This window comes from Nocardioides panacisoli, assembly GCF_019448235.1.
Lineage (GTDB): Bacteria > Actinomycetota > Actinomycetes > Propionibacteriales > Nocardioidaceae > Nocardioides > Nocardioides panacisoli_A.
On sequence record NZ_CP080409.1, the window covers coordinates 1,896,945 to 1,919,021 of the forward strand.

19 protein-coding genes are annotated in these 22,077 nt (G+C 71.7%); 10 read left to right on the top strand and 9 right to left on the bottom strand.

The window, feature by feature from the left end; all coding sequences use genetic code 11:
* The first annotated feature begins 2 nt into the window (after nucleotides 1-2).
* A complete protein-coding gene (locus tag KUV85_RS09280) occupies nucleotides 3-1,910 on the top strand; it encodes a hypothetical protein (protein WP_219959606.1) in 1,908 nt (635 codons plus the stop codon).
* A 10-nt stretch (nucleotides 1,911-1,920) separates the two neighbouring features.
* Here KUV85_RS09280 and KUV85_RS09285 read toward each other — a convergent pair whose 3' ends face one another.
* Nucleotides 1,921-3,327, bottom strand: coding sequence for an HNH endonuclease signature motif containing protein (locus tag KUV85_RS09285; RefSeq protein ID WP_219959607.1), 1,407 nt, complete (start codon nucleotides 3,325-3,327; stop codon nucleotides 1,921-1,923).
* 123 nt (nucleotides 3,328-3,450) lie between these two features.
* On the opposite strand from KUV85_RS09285, the gene KUV85_RS09290 reads away from it, so the two are divergent.
* The gene (locus KUV85_RS09290) at nucleotides 3,451-3,963 is read left to right on the top strand and encodes an RNA polymerase sigma factor (protein WP_219959608.1); all 513 of its coding nucleotides are present in this window, start codon (nucleotides 3,451-3,453) and stop codon (nucleotides 3,961-3,963) included.
* Nucleotides 3,956-5,341: a hypothetical protein gene (locus KUV85_RS09295; RefSeq protein ID WP_219959609.1), complete on the top strand. Its 1,386-nt coding sequence runs from the start codon at nucleotides 3,956-3,958 to the stop codon at nucleotides 5,339-5,341. The genes KUV85_RS09290 and KUV85_RS09295 overlap by 8 nt, the downstream gene beginning before the upstream one ends.
* 77 nt (nucleotides 5,342-5,418) lie before the next feature.
* Here the strand turns inward: KUV85_RS09295 and sucD are convergent, their stop codons facing one another.
* Together sucD and sucC are read right to left on the bottom strand one after the other, a co-directional pair.
* The gene (gene sucD, locus KUV85_RS09300) at nucleotides 5,419-6,327 is read right to left on the bottom strand and encodes a succinate--CoA ligase subunit alpha (RefSeq protein ID WP_219959610.1); all 909 of its coding nucleotides are present in this window, start codon (nucleotides 6,325-6,327) and stop codon (nucleotides 5,419-5,421) included.
* Between the two features lie 20 nt (nucleotides 6,328-6,347).
* A complete protein-coding gene (gene sucC / locus KUV85_RS09305) occupies nucleotides 6,348-7,511 on the bottom strand; it encodes an ADP-forming succinate--CoA ligase subunit beta (RefSeq protein WP_237690120.1) in 1,164 nt (387 codons plus the stop codon).
* Between the two features lie 330 nt (nucleotides 7,512-7,841).
* Here sucC and KUV85_RS09310 point away from each other — a divergent pair, with 330 nt between their 5' ends.
* Nucleotides 7,842-8,747 carry a M23 family metallopeptidase gene (locus tag KUV85_RS09310; protein WP_219959612.1) on the top strand — a complete coding sequence of 302 codons (906 nt, stop codon included), beginning with the start codon at nucleotides 7,842-7,844 and terminating at the stop codon, nucleotides 8,745-8,747.
* 48 nt (nucleotides 8,748-8,795) lie between these two features.
* Here the strand turns inward: KUV85_RS09310 and pcrA are convergent, their stop codons facing one another.
* Genes pcrA through KUV85_RS09335 form a run of 5 tightly spaced genes read right to left on the bottom strand, consistent with a single transcriptional unit; the run spans nucleotide 8,796 to nucleotide 14,541 of the window.
* Nucleotides 8,796-11,285, bottom strand: a complete 2,490-nt coding sequence (gene pcrA / locus KUV85_RS09315; RefSeq protein WP_219959613.1) for a DNA helicase PcrA — start codon at nucleotides 11,283-11,285, stop codon at nucleotides 8,796-8,798.
* 54 nt (nucleotides 11,286-11,339) lie between these two features.
* The gene (locus KUV85_RS09320; RefSeq protein ID WP_219959614.1) at nucleotides 11,340-11,699 is read right to left on the bottom strand and encodes a hypothetical protein; all 360 of its coding nucleotides are present in this window, start codon (nucleotides 11,697-11,699) and stop codon (nucleotides 11,340-11,342) included.
* Between the two features lie 21 nt (nucleotides 11,700-11,720).
* Entirely contained in the window at nucleotides 11,721-12,620 is a 900-nt protein-coding gene (locus KUV85_RS09325) for a M15 family metallopeptidase (protein ID WP_219959615.1), read from the bottom strand.
* Nucleotides 12,617-13,279: a LuxR C-terminal-related transcriptional regulator gene (locus tag KUV85_RS09330; RefSeq protein WP_425299332.1), complete on the bottom strand. Its 663-nt coding sequence runs from the start codon at nucleotides 13,277-13,279 to the stop codon at nucleotides 12,617-12,619. Before KUV85_RS09330 ends, KUV85_RS09325 begins: the two co-directional genes overlap by 4 nt.
* Nucleotides 13,276-14,541, bottom strand: coding sequence for an ATP-binding protein (locus KUV85_RS09335; RefSeq protein ID WP_219959616.1), 1,266 nt, complete (start codon nucleotides 14,539-14,541; stop codon nucleotides 13,276-13,278). Before KUV85_RS09335 ends, KUV85_RS09330 begins: the two co-directional genes overlap by 4 nt.
* A 144-nt stretch (nucleotides 14,542-14,685) precedes the next feature.
* On the opposite strand from KUV85_RS09335, the gene KUV85_RS09340 reads away from it, so the two are divergent.
* The 3 genes from KUV85_RS09340 to KUV85_RS09350 are packed head-to-tail and all read left to right on the top strand — an operon-like array spanning nucleotide 14,686 to nucleotide 16,841.
* Nucleotides 14,686-15,939, top strand: coding sequence for a PspC domain-containing protein (locus KUV85_RS09340; RefSeq protein ID WP_219959617.1), 1,254 nt, complete (start codon nucleotides 14,686-14,688; stop codon nucleotides 15,937-15,939).
* Nucleotides 15,936-16,274 carry a hypothetical protein gene (locus tag KUV85_RS09345; RefSeq protein WP_219959618.1) on the top strand — a complete coding sequence of 113 codons (339 nt, stop codon included), beginning with the start codon at nucleotides 15,936-15,938 and terminating at the stop codon, nucleotides 16,272-16,274. Before KUV85_RS09340 ends, KUV85_RS09345 begins: the two co-directional genes overlap by 4 nt.
* A gap of 12 nt (nucleotides 16,275-16,286) precedes the next feature.
* Nucleotides 16,287-16,841 carry a hypothetical protein gene (locus KUV85_RS09350; RefSeq protein ID WP_219959619.1) on the top strand — a complete coding sequence of 185 codons (555 nt, stop codon included), beginning with the start codon at nucleotides 16,287-16,289 and terminating at the stop codon, nucleotides 16,839-16,841.
* Here KUV85_RS09350 and npdG read toward each other — a convergent pair.
* Nucleotides 16,829-17,524 (bottom strand): NADPH-dependent F420 reductase, encoded by a 696-nt coding sequence (npdG, locus tag KUV85_RS09355; protein ID WP_219959620.1) that lies wholly within the window; start codon nucleotides 17,522-17,524, stop codon nucleotides 16,829-16,831. The genes KUV85_RS09350 and npdG overlap by 13 nt on opposite strands.
* Before the next feature lie 131 nt (nucleotides 17,525-17,655).
* Between npdG and KUV85_RS09360 the strand changes: the two genes are divergently transcribed.
* The 3 genes from KUV85_RS09360 to KUV85_RS09370 all read left to right on the top strand — a co-directional run bounded on the left by KUV85_RS09360 (nucleotide 17,656) and on the right by KUV85_RS09370 (nucleotide 22,066).
* The gene (locus tag KUV85_RS09360; RefSeq protein ID WP_219959621.1) at nucleotides 17,656-18,684 is read left to right on the top strand and encodes an LLM class F420-dependent oxidoreductase; all 1,029 of its coding nucleotides are present in this window, start codon (nucleotides 17,656-17,658) and stop codon (nucleotides 18,682-18,684) included.
* Entirely contained in the window at nucleotides 18,684-19,832 is a 1,149-nt protein-coding gene (locus tag KUV85_RS09365; RefSeq protein ID WP_273543984.1) for an acyl-CoA dehydrogenase family protein, read from the top strand. Before KUV85_RS09360 ends, KUV85_RS09365 begins: the two co-directional genes overlap by 1 nt.
* A gap of 92 nt (nucleotides 19,833-19,924) precedes the next feature.
* Nucleotides 19,925-22,066: an acyltransferase family protein gene (locus tag KUV85_RS09370; RefSeq protein ID WP_219959623.1), complete on the top strand. Its 2,142-nt coding sequence runs from the start codon at nucleotides 19,925-19,927 to the stop codon at nucleotides 22,064-22,066.
* Nucleotides 22,067-22,077 lie beyond the last annotated feature (11 nt).

A 22,077-nucleotide genomic window follows, 5' to 3' on the forward strand; every position in this document is an offset into this window, starting at 1 on the left:
ACATGAGCGACGCCCCCACCTCCCGCGACCCCGCCGCGGAGTTCGACGAGTTCTACCGGCTCACCCGCGACCGGCTGCTGCTGCAGACCTTCGCGCTCACCGGTGACCTCACGGCGTCGCGCAGCGGCGTACGTGACGCGTTCGTCGTGGCGTGGCACCACTGGCCCAAGACGGCCCGCGCGACCGATCCCGAGTCCACGGTGCGGACCACGGCCTGGCGCCACGCACTGCGTCGCGCGACGGCCCGCCGTTGGCGCCGTGACCAGGACTTCGACGCCGAGGCGAATGCGGTACTGGACGGGCTGGCGGACCTGTCGCTCGTGCAGCGCAAGGTGCTGCTGCTCACCCAGCTGGCCGGCACGTCGCTGCAGGCCGCCGCCCGCGAGGTGGCGTTGCCACTCGAGGCGGCGTCGCGCGAACTCGGCACCGGCGCGGCCGACTTCGCCCGCGTCCGGGCGATCGACACCGCGGAGATCCCGCAGGCCCTCGCGTCCCTCTCCTCGGCGACCCGCACGGTGCGGTGGCCCCGCAGCAGCATCATCACGCGGGCGGGCGGAGCCCGGCGCCGCGCCCACACGGTGGCCGGTGCCGTGGCGGTGGCGGCCACCCTGGTCGTGGCGGGCATGGCCGTGGGCGACTCCTCCGGCGTACGCCCCACGTTGGACCGCCAGGTGGAGCGTCCCAGCAACGGCGTGGTGGCCGATCCGCAAGTCACGCTCCCGGACACCGAGTTGCTGCCGGCTGGTCCCGTCCAGACCTCGCTCGGCGGACGCGGCTGGAAGGAGCGGTCGACCAAGGACAACTCCGACGGAGACGGTCGGGTGCTGGCATGCCAACAGGCGCGCTACGTCGACCCCGACGGCGAGGCGGCGTGGGTGCGCACCTTCCGCGACGGGCCGCGCGGCAACGACGAGACCCGGCGCGTGATCCAGGTCGCCGAGGCGTCGGCCGACCAGGATTCGGCGCGGACGTCCTACCGCCGTCTGCGTGACTGGATGGCGGGCTGTGCCCCGGAGTCGAACGAGGGCCAGAACCTGCCGCAGCACCGCCTCGTCGCGACCTTCGACATCGAGGACGTCGGCAACCAGGCGCACCTGTTCCTGCTGCGCAACGACCAGACCGGCGTCACCTACGCCACTGCCATGGCGCGCACCGGGCGACTGGTCACTGCGGTGTCACTGGAGACGGCGGCATTGGCGATGCGGACCAACCGGGACGCCGTGGCCGACCTCGTGGGGTCGGCGGTGCAGCGGATGTGCAAGTTGCCCGCGGCGGGCAAGTGCGCCGGTGACGCTGCACTCTCGGAGGTGCCGCCGTTCCCGGCCGGTGAGAATCCCGCGCTGCTCTCCACCTGGGACCTCCCGCCGGCAGGGCGGGACACCGGGACGTGGGTGGGTCCGCCGGTGTCGGCGCTGACTGCCGAGAGCGGTGAGATCGGCGTCGTGAGCTGTTCCACGGTGGGCCTGGCCGGCAAGTTCAAGGGGGCGGGCTACCGTCACGGTGCGCTGCGATCGTTCGTGCTGCCCGAGGCCAACCTCCCGGTCGAGTTCGGCCTGACCCAGGCGGTGGCGTCACTGCCGGCAAAGCGCGCGAGCCAGTTCGTCGGCGACGTCCGCGGCAAGATCGCGGAGTGCCCGGACTCCGACGCGGGCGCCGGCACGAAGGTCCGCCAGTTGCTCCGCCGCGACAACGGCGACCGCTCGATCACGGCGTGGCAGCTGCGCACCGAGCTCCCCGACGACCAGGTGCTGACCTACGACATCGCGATCCTGCGCGACGGGACCTCGGTCTCGGCGCTGCTGTTCGTCTCGGTGCCCCGCGCCCAGATGAGAGACGGCAACTTCGTCGGCCTCGCCGAGCGTGCCCTGGAGCGGCTGGACGAGCTGCCCGGCTACCAGAAGAAGCGCTGACCCCGGCCGCTCACGCGGCGTACGTCGGCGGCGGCGCCCGGGGCGGCAGGTAGGTGAAGCGCCCGCTGTCGTCGACCCGCGGTGGTGGGATCCAGACGGGCCGGTGGGACGAGGGGTCTATGCGGATCTGCCAGGGGGTCTCGTGGACCACGGTGTGGTGCGCACGGCAGAGCAGGACCAGGTTGGCCAGCGAGGTGGCGCCACCGTCGGCCCAGTGCACGACGTGGTGGGCATCGCAGGCGATCGGTAGGCGGGTGCAGCCGGGGAAGGCGCAGTGCTGGTCCCGCAGCACCAACGCGTGCCAGATCGCGGTGGTGACGAGCCGCTGGGTCCGCCCGACGTCGAGGACCTGGCCGCGGCTGCCGAGGACGGCCGGGAGGATCTCGGCGTCGCACGCCAGCCGGCGCACGGCTCCCACCGACAGTGAGTCGCCGCCGGCCAGTCGGCCCTCGCCGCGGCATGTCGATGTGGCGGCGAGCTGCTCGCGCAGGTCGTCGTACCGCATGGTGACCACGACGCGCGCAGCCGTGCCATGGGTCTGCGGCACGGAATCGGCGGCGACGAGTCGACCGGCGGCCTCGACCAGGGCGTCCCAGAGCCGTACGCCGGCATCGCGGGGATCGCGACCGTCGTGGGCACAGGTGGGATCGGGGCAATTGCGACCGACGCGCCGGCCCTCTCGGTCGCGCTGGCCGATCGTGCCGGGCTCACCGCCGCAGGCACCGGAGTCCGTCGGCCGCGGCGCGGCCAACGGCATCAGCGCGGTCTTGACCAGCTCGGCCTCCTCGGCGGTGGCGTAGCCCCGGATGCGGACCCCGCCCAGGCCGTCGGCGCTGAAGGCGAGGTGGCGCGCGCGGTGGGCGCCGCGCTCGGTCAGCTCCTTGTCGCGCTCACCACCCAGCAGGCGCCCGTCGGGGTCCAGCTCGGCCACGACGCCGGGCATCGCACGGTCGAGGTCGGTCGCGTCGTACCCGTGCTGCGCGACGCGGTCGAGCATCGTGCTCGCCGCCGTGGCGCGGAACTCGGGGTCGCGCGGCAGGGTCGCGACCCGGTTGCCGATCACGCGGGCCTGCGCCAACGAGATGTCACCGGCGGACAGCGCACTGCGCACCTCGGGAAGCTCACGCGTCTGCCGCGCGGTGCGGACCAGTCCACCGCCGGCGCCCTTGTGACCACCGGTCACGTGGGTCAGCAACTCCTTCGCGCCGGCCCACCCCAGGTCCTGGGCGGCACCGGTGTCCTCCAGGCGGTCGGCCAGCGTCACCAGCACCGCGTCGAGCGCCGCCCGGGCACGCGCCACGTCCGCGGCCGCGGCGGGCAGGTCGCCGGCCTCGATCTCTGCCGCCGATCGCGCGAGCCGCACCGCAGCGTCGGCGACCTCGGCGGCCGACGAGGCGGGAGCGGTGCTGGGCGACATCTTCCGATGGTATCGAACACGTGTTCGAATCGCAAGGAATCCACGGCTCGATCGGGCACGCCTGCAACCGTTGACCCTGCTGTCGCGTAGAGCATGGTGAGGACAGCGATCTCAGGGGGCGCCGTGGACGAGCAGGAGTTCGACGAGTTCTACGCTGCGTCGTTCCGCCGGGTCACCACCCAGGTCTACGCGCTCATCGGGGACGCGGAGGAGGCCGCGGACTGCGTGCAGGAGGCGTTCGCCCGGGCCTGGTCGCACCGTCGCAAGCTGGACCGTGCCGAGTACCCCGAGGCGTGGGTGCGTACGACGGCCCACCGGCTGGCCATCAGCCGATGGCGCCGGCGGCGCCGGGACCGTGGGGCACCGGACCGCGCCGTGGGGGGTGCGCTCGCCACGCGCGAGGTGGACGAGACGCACGTCGCGCTGGTCGCGGCGCTGCGGCAACTGCCGCCGGCGCAACGCGAGGCGCTCGTCCTGCACCACATCGCCGACCTCCCGGTCCACCGCGTCGCTGTCGAGGTCGGCGCCCCGGAGGGCACCGTCAAGGCCCGCCTGAGCCGCGGGCGCACCGCACTCGCCGCCCTGCTCACCGACGATCCGTCCGGTGGCATCGCAGGAGGAATCAACCATGCCTGACCCCATCGAGCACATGCAGCACCTGCGCGACGCGATGCCCGACGCACCGATGCCGTCGGCTGCCGCCGTACGTCGTCGCGGTGACCGGCTGCGCCGCCGCCGGACGGTGGGGCTCACCGGAGCGACCGCGCTGGCCGTGGTCGCGGTCGTCGCTCCGCTCGCGATCCTGACCGGTGGCGACGACGCCGGGCAGGTCGATCCTGCGGCTCCCACCACCACGGGCGGCGCGCCGAGCATCAGCCGGTCGGACCTGATGACCGACGCCGAGACCGAGTTCGACCTCAACGAGCAGTGGCAGGTCGGCGAGACCTTCGCGGGCGACGGCCAGGCGGTCGCCAACGCGTGCCAGGAGTCCTCCTTCGCCGATCTCGGTGCCGGAGCGGTGTTCCAGCGGACGTGGAGCCTGGAGGTCCACTCGCTGACGCAGGTCATCGCCGAGTTCGACTCCGCCGCCGATGCGACGGCGGCCCGGGAGGAGGTCCGCGGCTGGCTCGCCGACTGCACGCCGGCGGGTGCCTCCGGGACCTCGACGAGTGACCTGCCGGCCGCCGACGACGTCGCGGACGGGTCCGCGGTCCTGGCCCGCACCACCTACCGCCTCGACGGGCCGACCGGTGGCGAGGCCTTCAACGACCACGCGTTGGTGACCGGCGCCGCCGTGACCGGGGACCGGCTGACGGTGCTCTCCCACGACATGCCCACGGCGGACTACGACCCGATCTGGGGGATCACGTCACCGGTCGAGCGCATGCTGGGCCCGGCCTTGGACCGCGTGGCACGCTCGGCCACGGCCAGCGATGGAGCCGGCCCCACGGGCACCGAATGGCGACTCGACATCCCGGCGGACTTCCCCGTCGACCGCGACCTGACCTCGCCGGAAGGGGATCCGATCAACGGCCCCGGGCCCGACGCGATGGGCGTCAACCCGTTCAACATCTGTCCCGGTGCCGGGGACGGCAAGGCCGACTGGCCGGCGCCGTTCGTGGACCGCCTGGCAGCGGCGGCCACCGGCCCGGAGTTCGCCGACTCGCGCGAACTGGTCCTGTTCCCGGACGAGGAAACCGCGGCCGGCGTCCTGGAGGCCCTCGAGGCCGATGCCGAGCGGTGCGCGGACAAGGAGGAACAGGTCTGGACCGCCCACCCGGACAACCGGCCACCCCGCGGCGCCGACGGTTTCCTCGTGCTCTCGCGCACGTTCTCCACCGCCCTCGGCGGCGACGTCTACCACCTGGTCCAGGTCGGCAACGCCGTGCTGGCCGTGGACTCCTACGGCGAGTGGGAGCTCTCCTCGACCGTGCCGATCGCCATCGAGGAGCTCTACGCGATCACCGACCCGCTCTCGGCGGAGATGTGTGTCTTCGCCGCCGACGGCTGCTGAGACGCACGCAGGGCCCGCCCCCGACGGGAGCGGGCCCTGCGTGGCTGCTGGTCCGGACAGGCGCGACCAACGCGGGATCAGAGGTCCTTGAGGATCTCCCGCATCAGCTCGGCGGTCGCGGACGGCGTCTTGCCGACCTTCACGCCGACGGCCTCGAGGGCCTCCTGCTTGGCGGCCGCGGTGCCCGAGGAGCCCGACACGATGGCGCCGGCGTGGCCCATGGTCTTGCCCTCGGGGGCGGTGAAGCCCGCGACGTAGCCGACGACCGGCTTGGTCACGTTGTCCTTGATGTACGCCGCGGCGCGCTCCTCGGCGTCGCCGCCGATCTCGCCGATCATCACGATCGCCTTGGTGTCGGGGTCCTTCTCGAAGGCCTCGAGCGCGTCGATGTGGGTGGTGCCGATGACCGGGTCGCCGCCGATGCCGATGGCGGTGGAGAAGCCGTAGTCACGCAGCTCGTACATCATCTGGTAGGTCAGCGTGCCCGACTTCGACACCAGGCCGATGGGGCCCTTGCCCGCGATGGTGTGCGGCGTGATGCCGGCCAGCGACTCCTCCGGCGTGATGATGCCGGGGCAGTTCGGGCCGATCATCCGCGTGCCGGCGTGGTTGGCGTCGGACTGCAGGTAGGACCACACCTCGGCGGTGTCCTGCACCGGCACGCCCTCGGTGATGACCACCATCAGGCCGATCCCGGCGTCGACGGCCTCGATGCAGGCGTCCTTGGTGAAGGCCGGCGGCACGAAGAGCACCGACACGTCGGCGCCGGTCTCAGCCATCGCCTCCTTCACCGATCCGAAGACGGGCAGCTCGACGTCGGCACCGTTGCTGTCGGCGTGGGTGACGGTCGTGCCGGCCTTGCGGGCGTTGACGCCACCCACGATGTTGGAGCCGGCCTGCATCATCAGCGCGGTGTGCTTGGCACCCATGCCGCCGGTGATGCCCTGGACGATGAGCTTGGAGTCCTTGTTCAGGTAGATCGACATAGTTTGTTCTCTCCTCCGCCTCAGCCGTTCGCCAGCTCGGCGGCCTTGTCAGCGGCGCCGTCCATCGTGTCCGCCATGGTGACCAACGGGTGGTTCCGCTCGGACAGGATGCGCCGGCCCTCCTCGACGGCGTTGCCGTCGAGACGTACGACGAGCGGCTTGGTGGCCTCGTCGCCGAGGATGTCGAGCGCGCCGACGATGCCGTCGGCGACCTCGTTGCAGGCGGTGATGCCGCCGAACACGTTGACGAAGACCGACTTCACCTGCGGGTCGTTCAGGATGACGTCGAGGCCGTCGGCCATGACCTGCGCGTTGGCGCCGCCACCGATGTCGAGGAAGTTCGCCGGCTTCACGTCGCCGTGCTTCTCACCGGCGTACGCGACGACGTCGAGCGTGGACATGACCAGCCCGGCGCCGTTGCCGATGATGCCGACCTGACCGTCGAGCTTGACGTAGTTGAGGCCCTTGTCCTTGGCCTTGGACTCCAGGGGGTCGGCCTCCTCGCGGATCTCGAACGACGCGTGGTCCTCGTGGCGGACCTCGGAGGCGTTCTCGTCCAGCGACACCTTGCCGTCCAGGGCCTCGAGCTTGTCGCCCTCCAGACGGGCCAGCGGGTTGACCTCGACGAGCGTGGCGTCCTCCTCCACGAAGGTCTTCCACAGCGTCAGCACCGTCTCGACGGCCTGCTCGGTGAGCACCTCGGGGAAGGCGGCCTCGGCGACGATCTCGCGGGCCTTGGCCTCGTCGACGCCGGCACCCGGGTCGATCGGGATCTGCTTCACGGCGTCGGGGTTGGTCTTGGCGACCTCCTCGATCTCGACGCCGCCCTCGACGGAGGCGATGCAGAGGTACCGACGGTTGGAGCGGTCCAGCAGGAAGGAGAAGTAGTACTCCTCCTCGATGCTCGCGCCCGGAGCGATCAGGACCCGGCCCACGGTGTGGCCCTTGATGTCCATGCCGAGGATGTTGCTGGCGTGCTCGAACGCCTCGTCGGGCGTCTTCGCGAGCTTCACGCCGCCGGCCTTGCCACGGCCACCGGCCTTGACCTGGGCCTTGACGACCACGACGCCGAGCTTCTCGGCGGCGGCCTTGGCGTCCTCCGGGGTGGTGGCGACGATGCCCTCGGTGACCGGGACACCATGCTTGGCGAAGAGCTGCTTCGCCTGATACTCCATCAGGTCCACTGAATTCGTCCTCTTGGTTCGGGTACGGGCTCTGGCGGGTGGCCGGCCGACGAGCGACAGCCCATCCTCGGGCACCCTAGACCGGATCGGCCGCAGGGCTCCACCGGACCCCCGATGTGCGTGATCTCCCTCTCATGCCCTAGCCTTCGGGGCGGTGACAGTGCCGCGGAACCGTGCGGATCGTGTGGTTGCGTTCACAGTTGCAGGCGTGGGCGATTTCGTCATGGGGTGCGATCCCCGTACGTTCGTCACTTGCGCTTCGCTGACACGCCACCACGGAGTCATCTCGCGGGGAAGCGCCCGGCCAGCACGTCGAGCAACGGAGACAGCATGGGAAGCCACCGAGCGGATCAGCGCAGCACCTCGCGCGCCCGCCGGGCCGACCGAGCCCCCGCCCCCACGAGCGAGCACCACACCACCGACACCGGTGAGGTCCCCACCGTCACCGCGGAGATCCCCGTCGTCAGCGCCGCAGGCGGCAAGCGCCGCGCTCTCAAGCACGTCGGCCGTGCCCGCACTCCCCTGCCGTTCCTGCCCTCGCTGCGTGCCGCCGTCGGCGTCACCGTGCTGGCCGTCGCGGCCGGCGGCGTCGTGACCGCTCCCGACATCACCACCACCTCCAACGAGGTGCGCCTCTCCGCGCCGAGCGCCCTGCTGGGCAGCAACAGCGCCGGCACGCTCGGCGAGCTCGACCGCGGCGAGGTCATCAGTCGCAACGGCGGCCGCGAGGCCGAGGGTGACGACCTGGTCGCCAAGGCCGAGGAGCAGGCCGCCGAGCGCGAGGCCCGGCTGGGCCAGCTCGCCGAGGCCGCCCAGGAGGAGGCCGGCGAGATCGCCAAGAACGCGTGGGTGACGCCGCTGACCAGCTACCGGCTGACCGCCACCTTCGGCGAGTACGGCCTGTGGTCCAGCGCCCACACCGGCCTCGACTTCGCCGCGCCGTACGGCACGCCGATCCGCGCCGTCGCCGGTGGCACCGTCACCGAGGCCGGCTACGACGGCTCCTACGGCAACAAGACGGTCGTGACGCTCGAGGACGGCACCGAGCTGTGGTACGCCCACCAGTCGTCGTACGGCGTCAGCACCGGCGACGAGGTCCGCTCCGGCGAGGTCATCGGCTACGTCGGCTCGACCGGCAACTCGACCGGCTCCCACCTCCACCTCGAGGTCCGTCCCGGCGGCGGCGACCCGGTCGACCCCTACCGCGCGCTCGTGGTCAACGGCGTCCAGCCCTGACCCGAACCTCCGAGCGAGCGCAGCGACCGACGCGAGCCGGCCCTCCGGCTACAGCTTCTCGACCGGCGCGTAGCGCAGCAGGAGCCGCTTGACGCCCTCGGAGCCGAAGTCGATCGAGGCGACCGACTTCTCCGCCCGACCCTCCACGGCGACGACCGTGCCGAGGCCGAAGCTGTCGTGGGTGACCTTGTCCCCGGGCTCCAGCGACGGGATCGGGCGCGACTGCTTGGCCTTGGACGCGGCATCCGCGCGCGCTGCCGCGCTGGAGAAGTTGCGCCGCCCGGCCGCGGTCGGCGCACCGAGCCGGGTCGTCCCGCCTGCGGCGTCGCCGCCACCGCCGCGCATCGCGGGGCGGGACCAGCGGGTCTGGTCGGCCTCGGTCCGGCGCCAGTCCACCAGGTCGATGGGCAGCTCGGCGAGGAAGCGTGAGGCGGGGTTGTGGGCGGGAGCGCCCCACGCGGACCGCACGATCGCGCGCGTGGCATAGAGCCGCTGGCGCGCTCGCGTGATGCCGACGTAGGCCAGCCGCCGCTCCTCCTCCAGCTCCGGACGGTCACCCAGCGCCCGCGAGTGCGGGAAGATGCCGTCCTCCAGGCCGGTCAGGAAGACGACGGGGAACTCCAGCCCCTTCGCGGTGTGCAGCGTCATCAGCGTGACGACCCCGGCGTCGGGCTCCTCGGCGTCCTCGGGGACGTCGGGCAGCTGGTCGGCATCGGCGACGAGCGCGACCCGCTCCAGGAAGTCGGCCAGTCCGGGCGTCTCGGTGCCGGCCACGGTGTCGTCGGGATCCGCGGGGTCCGCCGACGGGCCGGCCACCGGCTCCTCGGCGAACTCCCGTGCCACGGCCACCAGCTCGCCGAGGTTCTCCACCCGGGTCTCGTCCTGGGGGTCGTCGGACTCCTCGAGTGAGCGGAGGTAGCCCGAGCGGTCCAGCACCGACTCCAGCACCACGTCGGGCCGCTCCCCCGCCGCGACCATGGACTGGAGCTCGGAGACCAGTGCCACGAAGGCCGCGATGCTCTTCTGCGACCGCGTGGCCAGCCCGGGTGCCTCCTCGGCGCGCTGCAGCGCCTCGAAGAAGGTGAGCTGCTCCCGCTCGGCGAGCTCGCTGACGGCGGCAACCGCACGATCACCGATGCCGCGCCGCGGCGTGTTGAGGATCCGGCGCAACGACACCTGGTCGTCGGGGTTGACCAGCACCCGCAGGTAGGCCAGCGCGTCGCGGATCTCCCGCCGCTCGTAGAAGCGCACCCCACCGATGACCTTGTAGGGCAGGCCGGTGCGGATGAAGATCTCCTCGAACACCCGGGACTGGGCGTTGGTGCGGTAGAAGACCGCGACGTCGCCCGGCCGCACACCGTCGTCGGTGAGCTGGTCGATGGTGTCGGAGACGAACCGCGCCTCGTCGTGCTCGTCGTCGGAGACGTAGCCGACGATCCGCTCCCCCTCACCGGAGTCGGACCAGAGCCGCTTGTCCTTGCGGCCGGTGTTGTTGCCGATCACCGCGTTGGCCGCGGTCAGGATCGTCTGCGTCGACCGGTAGTTCTGCTCCAGCAGCAGAGTCCGGGCGTCGGGGAAGTCCTGCTCGAAGTCGAGGATGTTGCGGATGTCGGCACCACGGAAGGCATAGATCGACTGGTCGGCGTCCCCGACCACCATCAGCTCGGCGGGCTCCGTCGTCCGGGCCGGCTCGACCGCCGACGGATCCCCGGTCGGGACCTCCTCGAGGCTCTGTCCGCACAGCTGGTGCACGAGGGCGTACTGCGCGTGGTTGGTGTCCTGGTACTCGTCGACCAGCACGTGGCGGAACCGACGCCGGTAGGTCTCGCGCACGTCGGGGTGCTCGGCGAAGAGTCGCACCGTCTCGGAGATGAGGTCGTCGAAGTCCAGCGCGTTCGCCTCGCGCAGCCGCCGCTGGTAGAGCTCGTACGCCGCCACGTAGGCCTCGTCGCTGCCCGTGCGGGCCTCGGCGCGCGCCTCGGCGGGGTCGCGCAGCTCGTTCTTGTGGTTGCTGATCCAGCCCAGGACCGGTCCCGGCTGGAAGCGGCGCGGGTCGAGGTCCAGGTCGCGCAGCACGAGCGCGATGAGTCGCTTCTGGTCCTGGGCGTCGTAGATGGAGAAGTTCGACTTCAGCCGCTCGTGCCCGAGGTGCGCGACCTCCTTGCGCAGGATCCGCACGCACGCGGAGTGGAAGGTGCTGACCCACATGATCCGGGCGCGGTTGCCGACCAGGTCGGTGACCCGGTCCTTCATCTCCGCGGCCGCCTTGTTGGTGAAGGTGATGGCCAGGATCGAGCCCGGGTGGGCGCCACGCTCGGAGATCAGCCAGGCGATGCGACGCGTGAGCACGCGGGTCTTGCCCGACCCGGCGCCGGCGACGACGAGCAGCGGTGCACCCGCGTGCTGGACCGCCTCGCGCTGGGGGTCGTTCAGCCCCTCCAGCAGCTCCTCGCGACTCGGCCCCCGGCGCGTGGTGCGCGGCTCCTCCGCGACGGGCGTGAGGTGGTCGAATCCCGGGAGTGGCTTCGGCGTACTCATGTCACCCTCAGCCTACGGCCGGGCACCCCCCGCCGCCGCGACCGGTCGACGGGCTCAGGCGTGCGTGGGCGACCACATGACGGCCACCACCACGTTGATGACGGCCAGCGCGACCATCCCGACCCACAGGCCCTGCGGGATGCGCTCCTTGCGCAGGTTGGCCATCACCAGCACCAGCAGCACCAGGCCGATGACCAGCTTGACGCCGACCTTCGCGTGGTTGACCGGGTCGTCGCCGGCCTCGAGCACGCCGACGAGGAACAGACCGGCGAGGAACGCGGTGCCGACACCGTCGCGCATCGCCCCGTTGACCCGCTTCTCCTGGCCGCCGCTCGCCTGGACGAGGAGTCCACCGATCAGGGCAGAGAACCCGAGGATGTGAATGACCAGCAGGACCAGGCGCAGCGTCTCCATGCGCACCACCCTATCGAGCGCCTACCGGCCGTTCGCACTGAAGTGCTGGTAGTCCTTCAGGGTCCGCCAGTCGCCTCCCCACGACCAGCCGATCCGGGCGAACTCGCGCACGGCCAGCCCGTCGCCGGCGACCATCCCCGGACGCTCCCAGTCGCGGTCGAGGTAGGCGCGGGCCAGCTCGGGCAGCACCACGTCGTCCCTGCGGTAGGGGTTCTGGAACGGGTTGAGGTCGATCGCGAGCCCGAGCGCGTGTGCGGACCAGGAGTCGGTGCCGCGGGCGGCGCGACACACCAGACCGGCGGTGTTGTTGCCGTCGCCGGTCGGGGCCGCCTCGAGGTCCGCGGTGGTCGGCAGCCGCATCTCCTCGATCGGGAAGTCGGCGGCGTAGAGCGCCTCGAAGACCGACACGACCCCCTCGGCCTCCGAGGCGGCCACGACGAGCTCGCCGGTGTGCGCGGCGCCGTCGAAGCCGCGGAAGCTCACCGTGAGGTGGCGCAGGTCCTCCAGCGGCACCGGGCACCGCGGCGACCACGTCTCCCCCATCCGCTGACGGACCTCGGGAGTGATCGCGGCGATGCTGGACCGGAACCGGCCGCCCTCCGGCGGCGGCAGCCGGTCCTCGGTGCGGAAGCGCCGCTCACGCAGCTCGGGCGGCGTCGCGGGCATCTCGCCGAACCCGTCGGGCCGCAGCGGCAACGGCGACGCCCCCAGCTCCCAGTCCGAGTACGCCGGGCCGCGCGGCTCCGGGTCGGTCGGGGTCGGGCTCCTGCCCTCGCGCGCACTGGAGGGGGACTCCGATGCCGCGCTGGGGAAGGATCGGTCCACGGTCGGCATGTCGTCCGACGGCCCGCTGGCACAGGCAGCGGCGACGACGGCCAACAGGACCATCAGCGCGACGCGGCTGGCGGCCGGGAAGCTCACAGCAGCCGGCGGTCCGAGGCCCAGCGGGTCAGCTCGTGGCGTGAGGAGAGCTGCAGCTTGCGCAGCACGGCCGACATGTGGGTCTCGACGGTCTTGATCGAGATGAAGAGCTCCTTGGCGACCTCCTTGTAGGAGTAGCCGCGCGCGATCAACCGCATCACCTCGCGCTCGCGCTCGGTGAGCCGGTCGAGGTCCTCGTCCACGCTCGCCACCTCGATGGAGCCCGCGAAGGCGTCGAGCACGAAGCCCGCCAGCCGAGGCGAGAAGACCGCGTCTCCCTCGGAGACCCGCACGATCGCGTCGACCAGCTCCTCGCCGGTGATGGTCTTGGTGACGTAGCCGCGCGCACCGCCCCGGATGGTCCCGATCACGTCCTCGGCCGCATCGCTGACCGAGAGCGCCAGGTGGCGCACCTCGGTGGGACCACACCGGCGCATGACCTCGGCACCCCCGCCTCCCGGCAGGTGGACGTCGAGCAGCACCACGTCCGGGGCCCCGCGGCCGATGACGGCCACGGCCTCGTCGACGTCGGCGGCCTGCCCGACGACCTCGATGCGGCCCCGGGCGCTCGCCTCGAGCTCGGCGATGACCCCACGGCGGAACATCGCGTGGTCGTCGACGACCACCACGCGCACCACACCCGACGGTTGCTCGGTCACTGCTCGGCCTCCTCAGTCGTGCCCGACAGGTGCAGTCGCACCTCGGTCCCCTCGCCGGGCCCGGAACGGATCTCGGCGGTGCCTCCGTGGCGGGCCATGCGGTCGATGATGCTGCCCCGCACGCCGAGCCGCCCCTCCGGGGTGGCGTCGGGGTCGAACCCGGCGCCCCGGTCACGCACGAAGACGTCGAGGGAGTCGTCGGTGATCTCGGCGTAGACGTCGACCCGGTCCACGCCGGCGTGCTTGGCCGCGTTCGTGAGGGCCTCGCGTGCGGCGGCCACCACGGGTCGTTCGCCCTCGCCGAGGTCGCGGTCGCCGACAGCGACGACGTCCACCGCGATGCCCCACCGGTCCTCGAGGTCCGCGGCGATCGCGCGCAGCGCACTGGCGACCGTGCGCTCGTCGGCCGTCTCGCCGGAGTAGAGCCAGGACCGCAGGTCCCGCTCCTGTGCCCGCGCGAGCCGGGACGCGTCGGCCGGGTTCTTCTGGATCAGTGCCAGCGTCTGCAGCACCGAGTCGTGCAGGTGCGCGGCGACGTCGGCCCGTTCCTGCGTCCGGACCCGCTCGGCGCGCTCGTCGGTGAGCTCGGTCGCGAGCCGGTAGACCCACGGCCCCGCGACCACGAGGATGCCCGCGACGCCCAGCAGCGTGGCGATGGTGATGTCACGCGCCAACGAGAACGACCCACCCCGCAGCGCGAACAGCACCAGCGCCCCCAGCACCAGGACGGCTCCCGCGGCGAGCCGTGCGTACGCCGCCCACCCGCCACGACCGAGCACGACCCGGGAGATGTCCACCCGACCGGTCGCGTCGAGCCAGCGTTCGCGCTGCGCCTCGTCGGCCTGCCGCCACAGCAGGGCGACACCGACGATGCCGATCGCGACCGGCCACACCCAGGTCGCGCCGCCACCCAGCACGAACAGCAGCCCCAGTCCGACCGCGCCGAGAGCGACGATCGGTCCGGCGTCACGGACCCGCGGCCGATGCCGTGGGCGGCGGCCGTCGCGGCTCGCACTCTCCAGGCCCGGCGGGGCGGCCGGGCGCGGCGGACTCGCCGGGAGCATCACCCAGAGGCCGGCGTAGAAGGCGATGCCGATACCGCCCGCCGCCGCGGCGAGCACGAACCCCACGCGTACCCACAGCACGGGCACCGCGAGGTGGTGGGCCAGGCCCGCCGCGACGCCCCCGATGAGCTGGTCATCGGGGTCGCGGTGGGCGCGGCGCACCTCGCGCACCGGCGGTGCGGACGGGACGGTCGACATGGTGCCTCCATCGTCACACGTCGGGTGGCGACGGGGCAGCGGGAATGACCCTGACCCCACCCTGAGGCACCCCCGCAGGAAGCGGGGCGGGATCAGGGCTGTCCCCGATGGTCCGCCGCCGGGTGATGGCGCAGGATCGTGTCCATGAGTTCCCCACCGCCCGGCGACGCCGGCACCCCCGGCGGCGGCCCGACCGCGACACCGCCTCCGCCGCCCCCGCCCGGTCCCCGGGTGACGCGCGACGAGATCCGCGACCTGCCGCGGCTGCGGCGGAGCGCCAGCGACCGCAAGGTGGCCGGTGTCGCCGGCGGCATCGCCCGGCACCTCGACATCGACCCGGTGGTCGTGCGCATCGCCTTCGTCGTGCTGGTCTTCTTCGGCGGCGGCGGGTTGCTGCTCTACGGCGCCTGCTGGCTCTTCGTGCCCGAGGACCGCACCCACCAGGCGGTCGTCAACGTCGACGGTCGCAGCCGCGCCACGATCCTCGTGGTCGCCGGCGGCCTCGCCGCCCTGGCTGCGGTGGGCGACACCCTCGGCGGCTTCGGGTTCCCCTGGCCGCTGGCCATCGCGGCGGTGGTCGTCGCGATCTACCTCGCCGTACGACGCCACCCCGGCGGCGACCGCCCCGACGCTGAACGCGGGAGCGGGCCCGACGCGGATGCGGCGTCGTACGCGTCCGGCTACACCGACGCCTACACCGATGCCTACGCCTCGGCGTACGGCGGCACGTGGGCCGGCCCCGAGGACTCCCGTGACGTCGTGTGGCGCGACCCGCGCCGTGCGGGGCCGCTGTGGTTCGGCTTCACGCTCGCGCTGGCCGCCGTGGCCACCGGGGTGCTGCTCACGCTGCAGCTGGCCGGCCTCGCCGTGCCGCTGGCGGCGTACCCGGCCGTGGTCGTGGCCGCCTGCGGTGTGATGCTGCTGGTCGGCGCCTTCTACGGCCGCGCCGGTGGCCTGGTCCCGCTCGGCCTGCTGGCCGCGATCGCGACGCTGGTGCTCTCGGTGAGCGTGCCGCTCTCGGACAGCATGGTCAGTGTCGGCCAGACGCGGGTGACGCCCGAGCGGCTCTCCCAGCTCGAGGATGACTACGCGGTCGGCATGGGCGAGATCAAGCTGGACCTGACCGAGGTGGACCTCGACGACCTCGACGCGACCGACCGGCACGACCTCGACCTGGACCTCGGCATCGGCCACGTCCAGGTGCTGGTGCCCGCCAGCGGCCTCGCCGTGCAGGGCGAGGCGGACATCGTCGTCGGTGAGATCAAGGTCTTCGGCGACACCTACTCCGACTCGGCCGACCGCATCAGCTACGGCGAGGACGACTGGCCGGTGCTGCACATCGACGCCGACGGCCGGATCGGACAGATCGAGATCATCACCCCCGAGGACCTGCCATGAACTGGAGCGAGCACCCCGAGGACCTCCCCGAGGAGGAGTACCGGGCCACGACGGACGAGTACGAGTCCTACCCGCCCCGGGAGGAGCCGACCACGCCCACCACGACGATGCCGACCGTGACGTCGGGTCGGCACCCGGTCAACGTCGGCCACCTGGTCATGGGAGTGGCGTTCCTGGGGCTGACCCTCGTGTGGGCGCTGGTCGTGAGCGATGCCGTGTCGCTGGCCGACCACCAGTGGCTGCTGCCCGCACCGTGGATCATCGCCGGTGCGGCGGGCCTCGCCGCGTCGGCGGGCAGCCGGGCACGTCGGGCCACGACGCCGCGGCGTCCGTGACACGCTGGGGGCATGCGCACCGACCAGGGAGCAGCGTGGCCTCGGACCGCGGCCGCCGTGGTGGTGACCATCGCCGTGGTGGCGGTCGTCGTCGCGGCGGTCAACCTGTCCGGCAGCGGCGACGAGGAGACCGACTCGGCCACTGACCCGGCGAGCCAGACGCCGCCACCCCCGCCGGAGTGCCCCGAGGCGCCCGCCGAGGGTGAGACCGACCCGATCGACGAGATCGACCCGGACGCGCCGGACGCGGTGCCCGCGGGGGCGACCTCGGTCCGCTTGTGCCAAGGCGTCGGCACGAAACTCAGGGAGCCCGACCTGCTGATGGAGCACAGCGTCGCGCGCCTGACGAAGTACATCAACCGGCTCGAGCAGCGCGGCGAGAAGCCCGAGATGTGCACCCAGGACATCGGTCCCGGCTACCGCTTGGTCTTCGGCTACCCCGACGGCAGCGAGTTCACCGTCTCAGGCAAGAGCTACGGGTGCCGCGAACTGGTCGTCGGCAGTGCCTACCGCATCGGCGGTGAGGACCTGCTCTACTCGTTCCTGACCTGGCATCACGAGCCCTGACCCTCGACCGGGAGTCCGGTCACCCGGATGCCCGAGTGGGCCTTGTAGCGCCGGTTGATCGAGATCAGCACCGCCGTGAACGGCTCGAGCTGGCGAGCGAGCCGCAGCTTGCCGCCGTCGATGCCGCGCCGACCGGTGACCGCGGCGGCGAGGTCCATGGCGACCTGCTTGGTGTCCTTGACGTCGCCGACGACGATGACGTCCTCGTCGAGGAAGTCCTCCTCGCTCCACAGCCCGATGGCGGACACGTTGTGGAACGCACCGACGACCGTGGCCTCGGGAGCGAGCTCCTGGGCCGACTCGGCCGCCGACCCCTCGCCGCCGTTGATCACCTGGCCGTGGGCTCCGCGCTTGTCGAAGGCCAACGGGTTCACGCAGGAGATGACGGTCTTGCCCGCGAGGTCGAGCGAGGCGACCAGCTCGTCGTGGCCGTCGTACGGGACCGCGAGCAGCACGACCTCGCACTGGGCGACGGCATCGGCGTTGGCGGCGCCCGTCACGGTGCCGGCACCGCTGATGCCCTCGAGGCGATCGGTGACCTCGGCGGCCACGGCCTCGCCCTTCTCGGCGGTCCGCGACCCCAGCACCACCCGGTGCCCGGCTCGCGCGAACCGGTAGCCCAGTCCCTTGCCCTGCGGGCCCGTGCCGCCGATGACGGCGACCTCGTACGTCGTGTCAGTCACTGGTCCTCCTCGTTCCGCAGCGTCCCACACCGTGGGCAGTCCGGTGGACCCGGTCTCACCCTTGCGATTGTGACAGTAATACTGTCACAGTTGATCCGCCCCTCGAACACGGTCCCCGGAAAGGGATGACAATGAAGCTCTCGATGCCGCTGGTCTACGCCGGCAACCCCCGCGAGTCCGCCGACCAGGTCGCCGCCCTGGAGAAGGCCGGGCTCGACCGGATCTGGGTCGCCGAGCCCTACGGGTTCGACGCCCCGACGCTGATGGGCTACCTCGCCGCCAAGACCGAGACGGTCGAGATCGGCGCCGGCATCCTCAACGTCTTCTCCCGCACGCCCGGCGCGATGCTGCAGACCGCGGCCGGGCTCGACAACGTGACCGGCGGCCGGGCCGTGATCGGCCTGGGCGCCTCCGGCCCGCAGGTCATCGAGGGCTTCCACGGCCTGCCGTACGAGCGTCCGCTGGGCCGCACGCGGGAGATGATCGACATCCTGCGGATGGGGCTGCGCCGCGAGAAGCTGGAGTACGACGGCCGCAACTTCACCCTGCCGCTGCCCGCCGACCAGGGCCTGGGCCTGGGCAAGCCACTGAAGCTGCTCAACCAGCCCGAGCGCCCCGACGTCCCGCTGTGGGTCGCCGCCCTGGGCGACAAGAACGTCGCGATGACCGCCGAGGTCGCCGACGGGTGGCTGCCGTTCCTCTTCCTGCCCGAGAAGGCCCACCAGGTGTGGGGCGAGTCCCTGGAGCGCGGCAAGGCCAAGCGCTCCCCCGAGCTCGGTCCGCTGCAGGTCGCCGCCGGCGGCGCGGTCGCGATCGGCGAGGACGTCAAGGGCGTCCTGGACTTCATGCGGCCCGTCTACGCGCTCTACGTCGGCGGCATGGGCTCGCGGGAGAAGAACTTCTACAACCAGCTCGCCTGCGACTACGGCTTCGAGGCCGAGGCCAAGAAGATCCAGGACCTCTACCTGTCCGGCAAGAAGAAGGAGGCCGAGGCCGAGGTGCCCCTCGCCTGGCTCGAGGCCGGCAACCTCGTCGGGCCCGAGTCCTACGTCAAGGAGCGCATCGAGGCGTTCCGCGAGGCCGGCGTCACCGAACTCCAGGTCACCCCGATGACCGAGGACCCCGCAGCAACCATCGCCCAGATCAAGGAGTGGCTCTGATGCCCGACCAGCCGTCCATCTACGAGACCGAGCACGAGGACTTCCGTGCGACCGCCCGCGCCTTCATGGACAAGGAGGTCGCGCCGTACCACGAGCAGTGGGAGAAGGACGGTCAGGTCAGCCGCGAGCTGTGGCGCAAGGCCGGCGACACCGGCCTGCTGTGCTTCGACGTCCCCGAGGAGTACGGCGGCCTCGGCGTCAAGGACTTCCGCTACAACATGATCGTGGCCGAGGAGCTCGCCCGGGTGGGTGCCAACGGCCCGGGGTTCGCGGTGCACACCGACATCATCGTCCCCTACATCACCGCCCTCGGCACCGAGGAGCAGAAGCAGCGCTGGCTGCCCGGGCTCGTCTCGGGCGAGCTGATCTCCTCGATCGCGATGACCGAGCCGGGCGCCGGGTCGGACCTGCAGGGCATCCGGACGACCGCGGTCGACAAGGGTGACCACTACGTGCTGAACGGGTCGAAGACCTTCATCAGCAACGGCATCCTCTCCGACGTGGTCATCGTGGTCGCCCGCACCGACCCCGACGCCGGACACCAGGGCATCAGCCTGCTGGTCGTCGAGCGGGGCATGGCGGGATTCGAGCGCGGCCGCAACCTGGAGAAGCTCGGCCTGAAGGCCCAGGACACCGCCGAGCTGTCCTTCGACGACGTCCACGTACCCAAGGAGAACCTGCTCGGCGAGGAGGGCCAGGGCTTCATCTACCTGATGCAGAACCTGCCCCAGGAGCGCGTCTCCATCGCCTGCATCGCCGTCGCCGCGATCGAGCACGTCCTCAACATCACGCTGGACTACGTCAAGGAGCGGGAGGCGTTCGGCCGCCCGATCGGCAAGTTCCAGAACACCCGTTTCACCATCGCCGAGCTGGCCACCGAGGCCTACGTCGCCCGCACGTTCGTCAACCACTGCGTGGAGAAGCTCAACGCCGATGACGTCGACACCTCCCTGGCGTCGATGGCGAAGTGGTGGACCACCGAGCTGCAGAAGAAGGTCGTCGACGAGGCGCTGCAGCTCTTCGGCGGCTACGGCTACATGACCGAGTACCCGATCTCCCGGGCGTACGCCGACACCCGGATCCAGACGATCTACGGCGGCACCACCGAGATTCAGAAGGAGATCATCGGCCGGTCGCTCGGCCTCTGAGCCGAGCGCCCTGCGGGGCGCGCCCGTGAGTCGGTCCGGTTGGGACCACGTTGATAGCCTGAGCCGGTTCTCAGCACCCGACCGAACGAGCCATGACCAACTCAGACACGGCCACGGGCCGCCCCAGGGCCGCGAAGGTCAAGTTCCGGGGTGACATCCAGGGCATGCGGGCCCTGGCGGTGCTGCTCATCATCGCCTACCACGCCGGCCTGGACCTCTACCCCGGCGGTTTCGTCACCCTCGACATCTTCTTCGTGATCTCGGGGTTCCTGATCACCTTCCTGCTGTTGAAGGAGATCAACCGGACGGGCACGCTGTCGCTGAGCACCTTCTACCAGCGCCGGGCCCGCCGCATCCTGCCCGCTGCGACGGTGACGGCGCTCGTCACACTCGCGGCGACCTGGTTCTGGCTCAACCTCATCGCCGCCGAGGAGGCGGCGTACGACGCGGTGTGGGCGGCGATGTTCGCGGCCAACATCCGCTTCGCGACCGAGAACACCGACTACTTCGCCCAGGGCGAGGCCCCGTCGCCGTTCCAGCACTACTGGTCGCTGTCGGTCGAGGAGCAGTTCTACGTCTTCCTGCCGCTGCTGCTGCTCGCCTGCGTGGCGTACGCCGCCAAGCGGGCGGCCACCGGCACGCGGGCCGACCGCGACCCCACGCGCACGATCTTCGTCGCGCTCGCCGTGATCACCGCGCTGAGCTTCGCGTGGTCGATCTACGCCTCCACGGTCAGCCCGCAGACGGCGTACTTCTCCACGCTCACCCGCATCTGGGAGTTCGGCGTCGGTGGCCTGCTGGCCGTCGTCGCGCCGAAGTACGCCGGCCCACTCACCGCCCGCGCCCGCAACCTGCTGGGGGTCCTGGGGCTGGTGGCGATCGCGGTCGCCGCCTTCATCATCACCCCGCAGACCGCGTTCCCCGGCTACGCGGCGCTGCTGCCGGTGCTCGGCACCGCGGCGATCATCTTCGCCGGCACCGAGATGAGCGAGGCGAAGGTCCCCGCGACCCAGCGCGCGCTGGGCTGCAAGCCGATGCGCCTGATCGGGGACGCGTCGTACTCGCTCTACCTGTGGCACTGGCCGATCATCATCGTGGCCACCCAGTACGTCGGCCGCGACCTGAGCGCGCGCGGGATGGTCTTCGCCATCGCCATCATCTTCGCGGTCTCCTTCGCCAGCTACTACTGGATCGAGACCCCGCTGCGGCGGGGGCTGCCCAAGAGCTGGGGCGACGGCCTGGTGCTCTACCCCGCGACGGTGACGATGGTCTGCGCCGCCAGCGTGCTGATCACCGTGACCACCCACGTCGAGATCGACGGCGGTGGTGGCGCCATCACCACCGAGGAGTTCGACCGGGCGCCGAGTGGTGACGAGCTGGACAGCAACCCGGTCGTGGCACAGGTCCAGGCATCCGCCCGGGCAGCGCAGGAGGGCGCCGACGTCCCGGCGGACCTCAATCCACCCCTGCTCGAGCTCAAGGACGACATCGCCGACGTCGGCGACTGCGACTACGGCGCCGCTCCCTGGAGCCTGTGCCCCCGCGGCGACACCGAGTCCGACCGCACGATGGTGGTCCTGGGCAACTCCCACGGCCGGCACTGGATCCCGGCCATCGACAAGATCGCCGAGCGCGCCGGCCTCAAGGTCTACTACCTGGTCAAGTCCCAGTGCACGGCCGTCCGCGCGGACCTGCTCCGTGCCGGTGCCGACGAGATCTGGCAGGAGTGCGAGGACTTCAACGACTGGGCGCAGACCCAGATCGAGGAGATGGAGCCGGAGGTCGTCGCGGTCTCCACCACCGCCGGCACGGGCGTCCTGGTGGACGGCGAGCGGGAGACCGACATCGACGTGCTGCTGCCGGCCGTCCGCGACGGCTTCGAGAAGCTCATCACCGAGGTCCAGCCGCACACCGGCGAGGTGGTCATGCTCGGCGACATCCCCCGCCGGTCCGACCGGATCGGGGAGTGCCTGAGCAACCGTGGAGTGAACCTCGGCGACTGCGCCGGCGGCCCCAGCGGACGCCAGGGAAAGTTCACCACCGCCAGCGAGGAGGCCGCCGAGAAGACCGGCGCCCGCTACGTCGACACCTGGCCGTGGTTCTGCTCCGACGGGGTGTGCCCGCCGGTCATCGGCGACACCATCCCCTACCGCGACCGCAACCACATGACCACCGAGTACGCCGAGCAGCTGGCCGAGCCCCTGGGCCGCGCCATGAAGCTCTGGAACGGGTGATGGACCGGGTC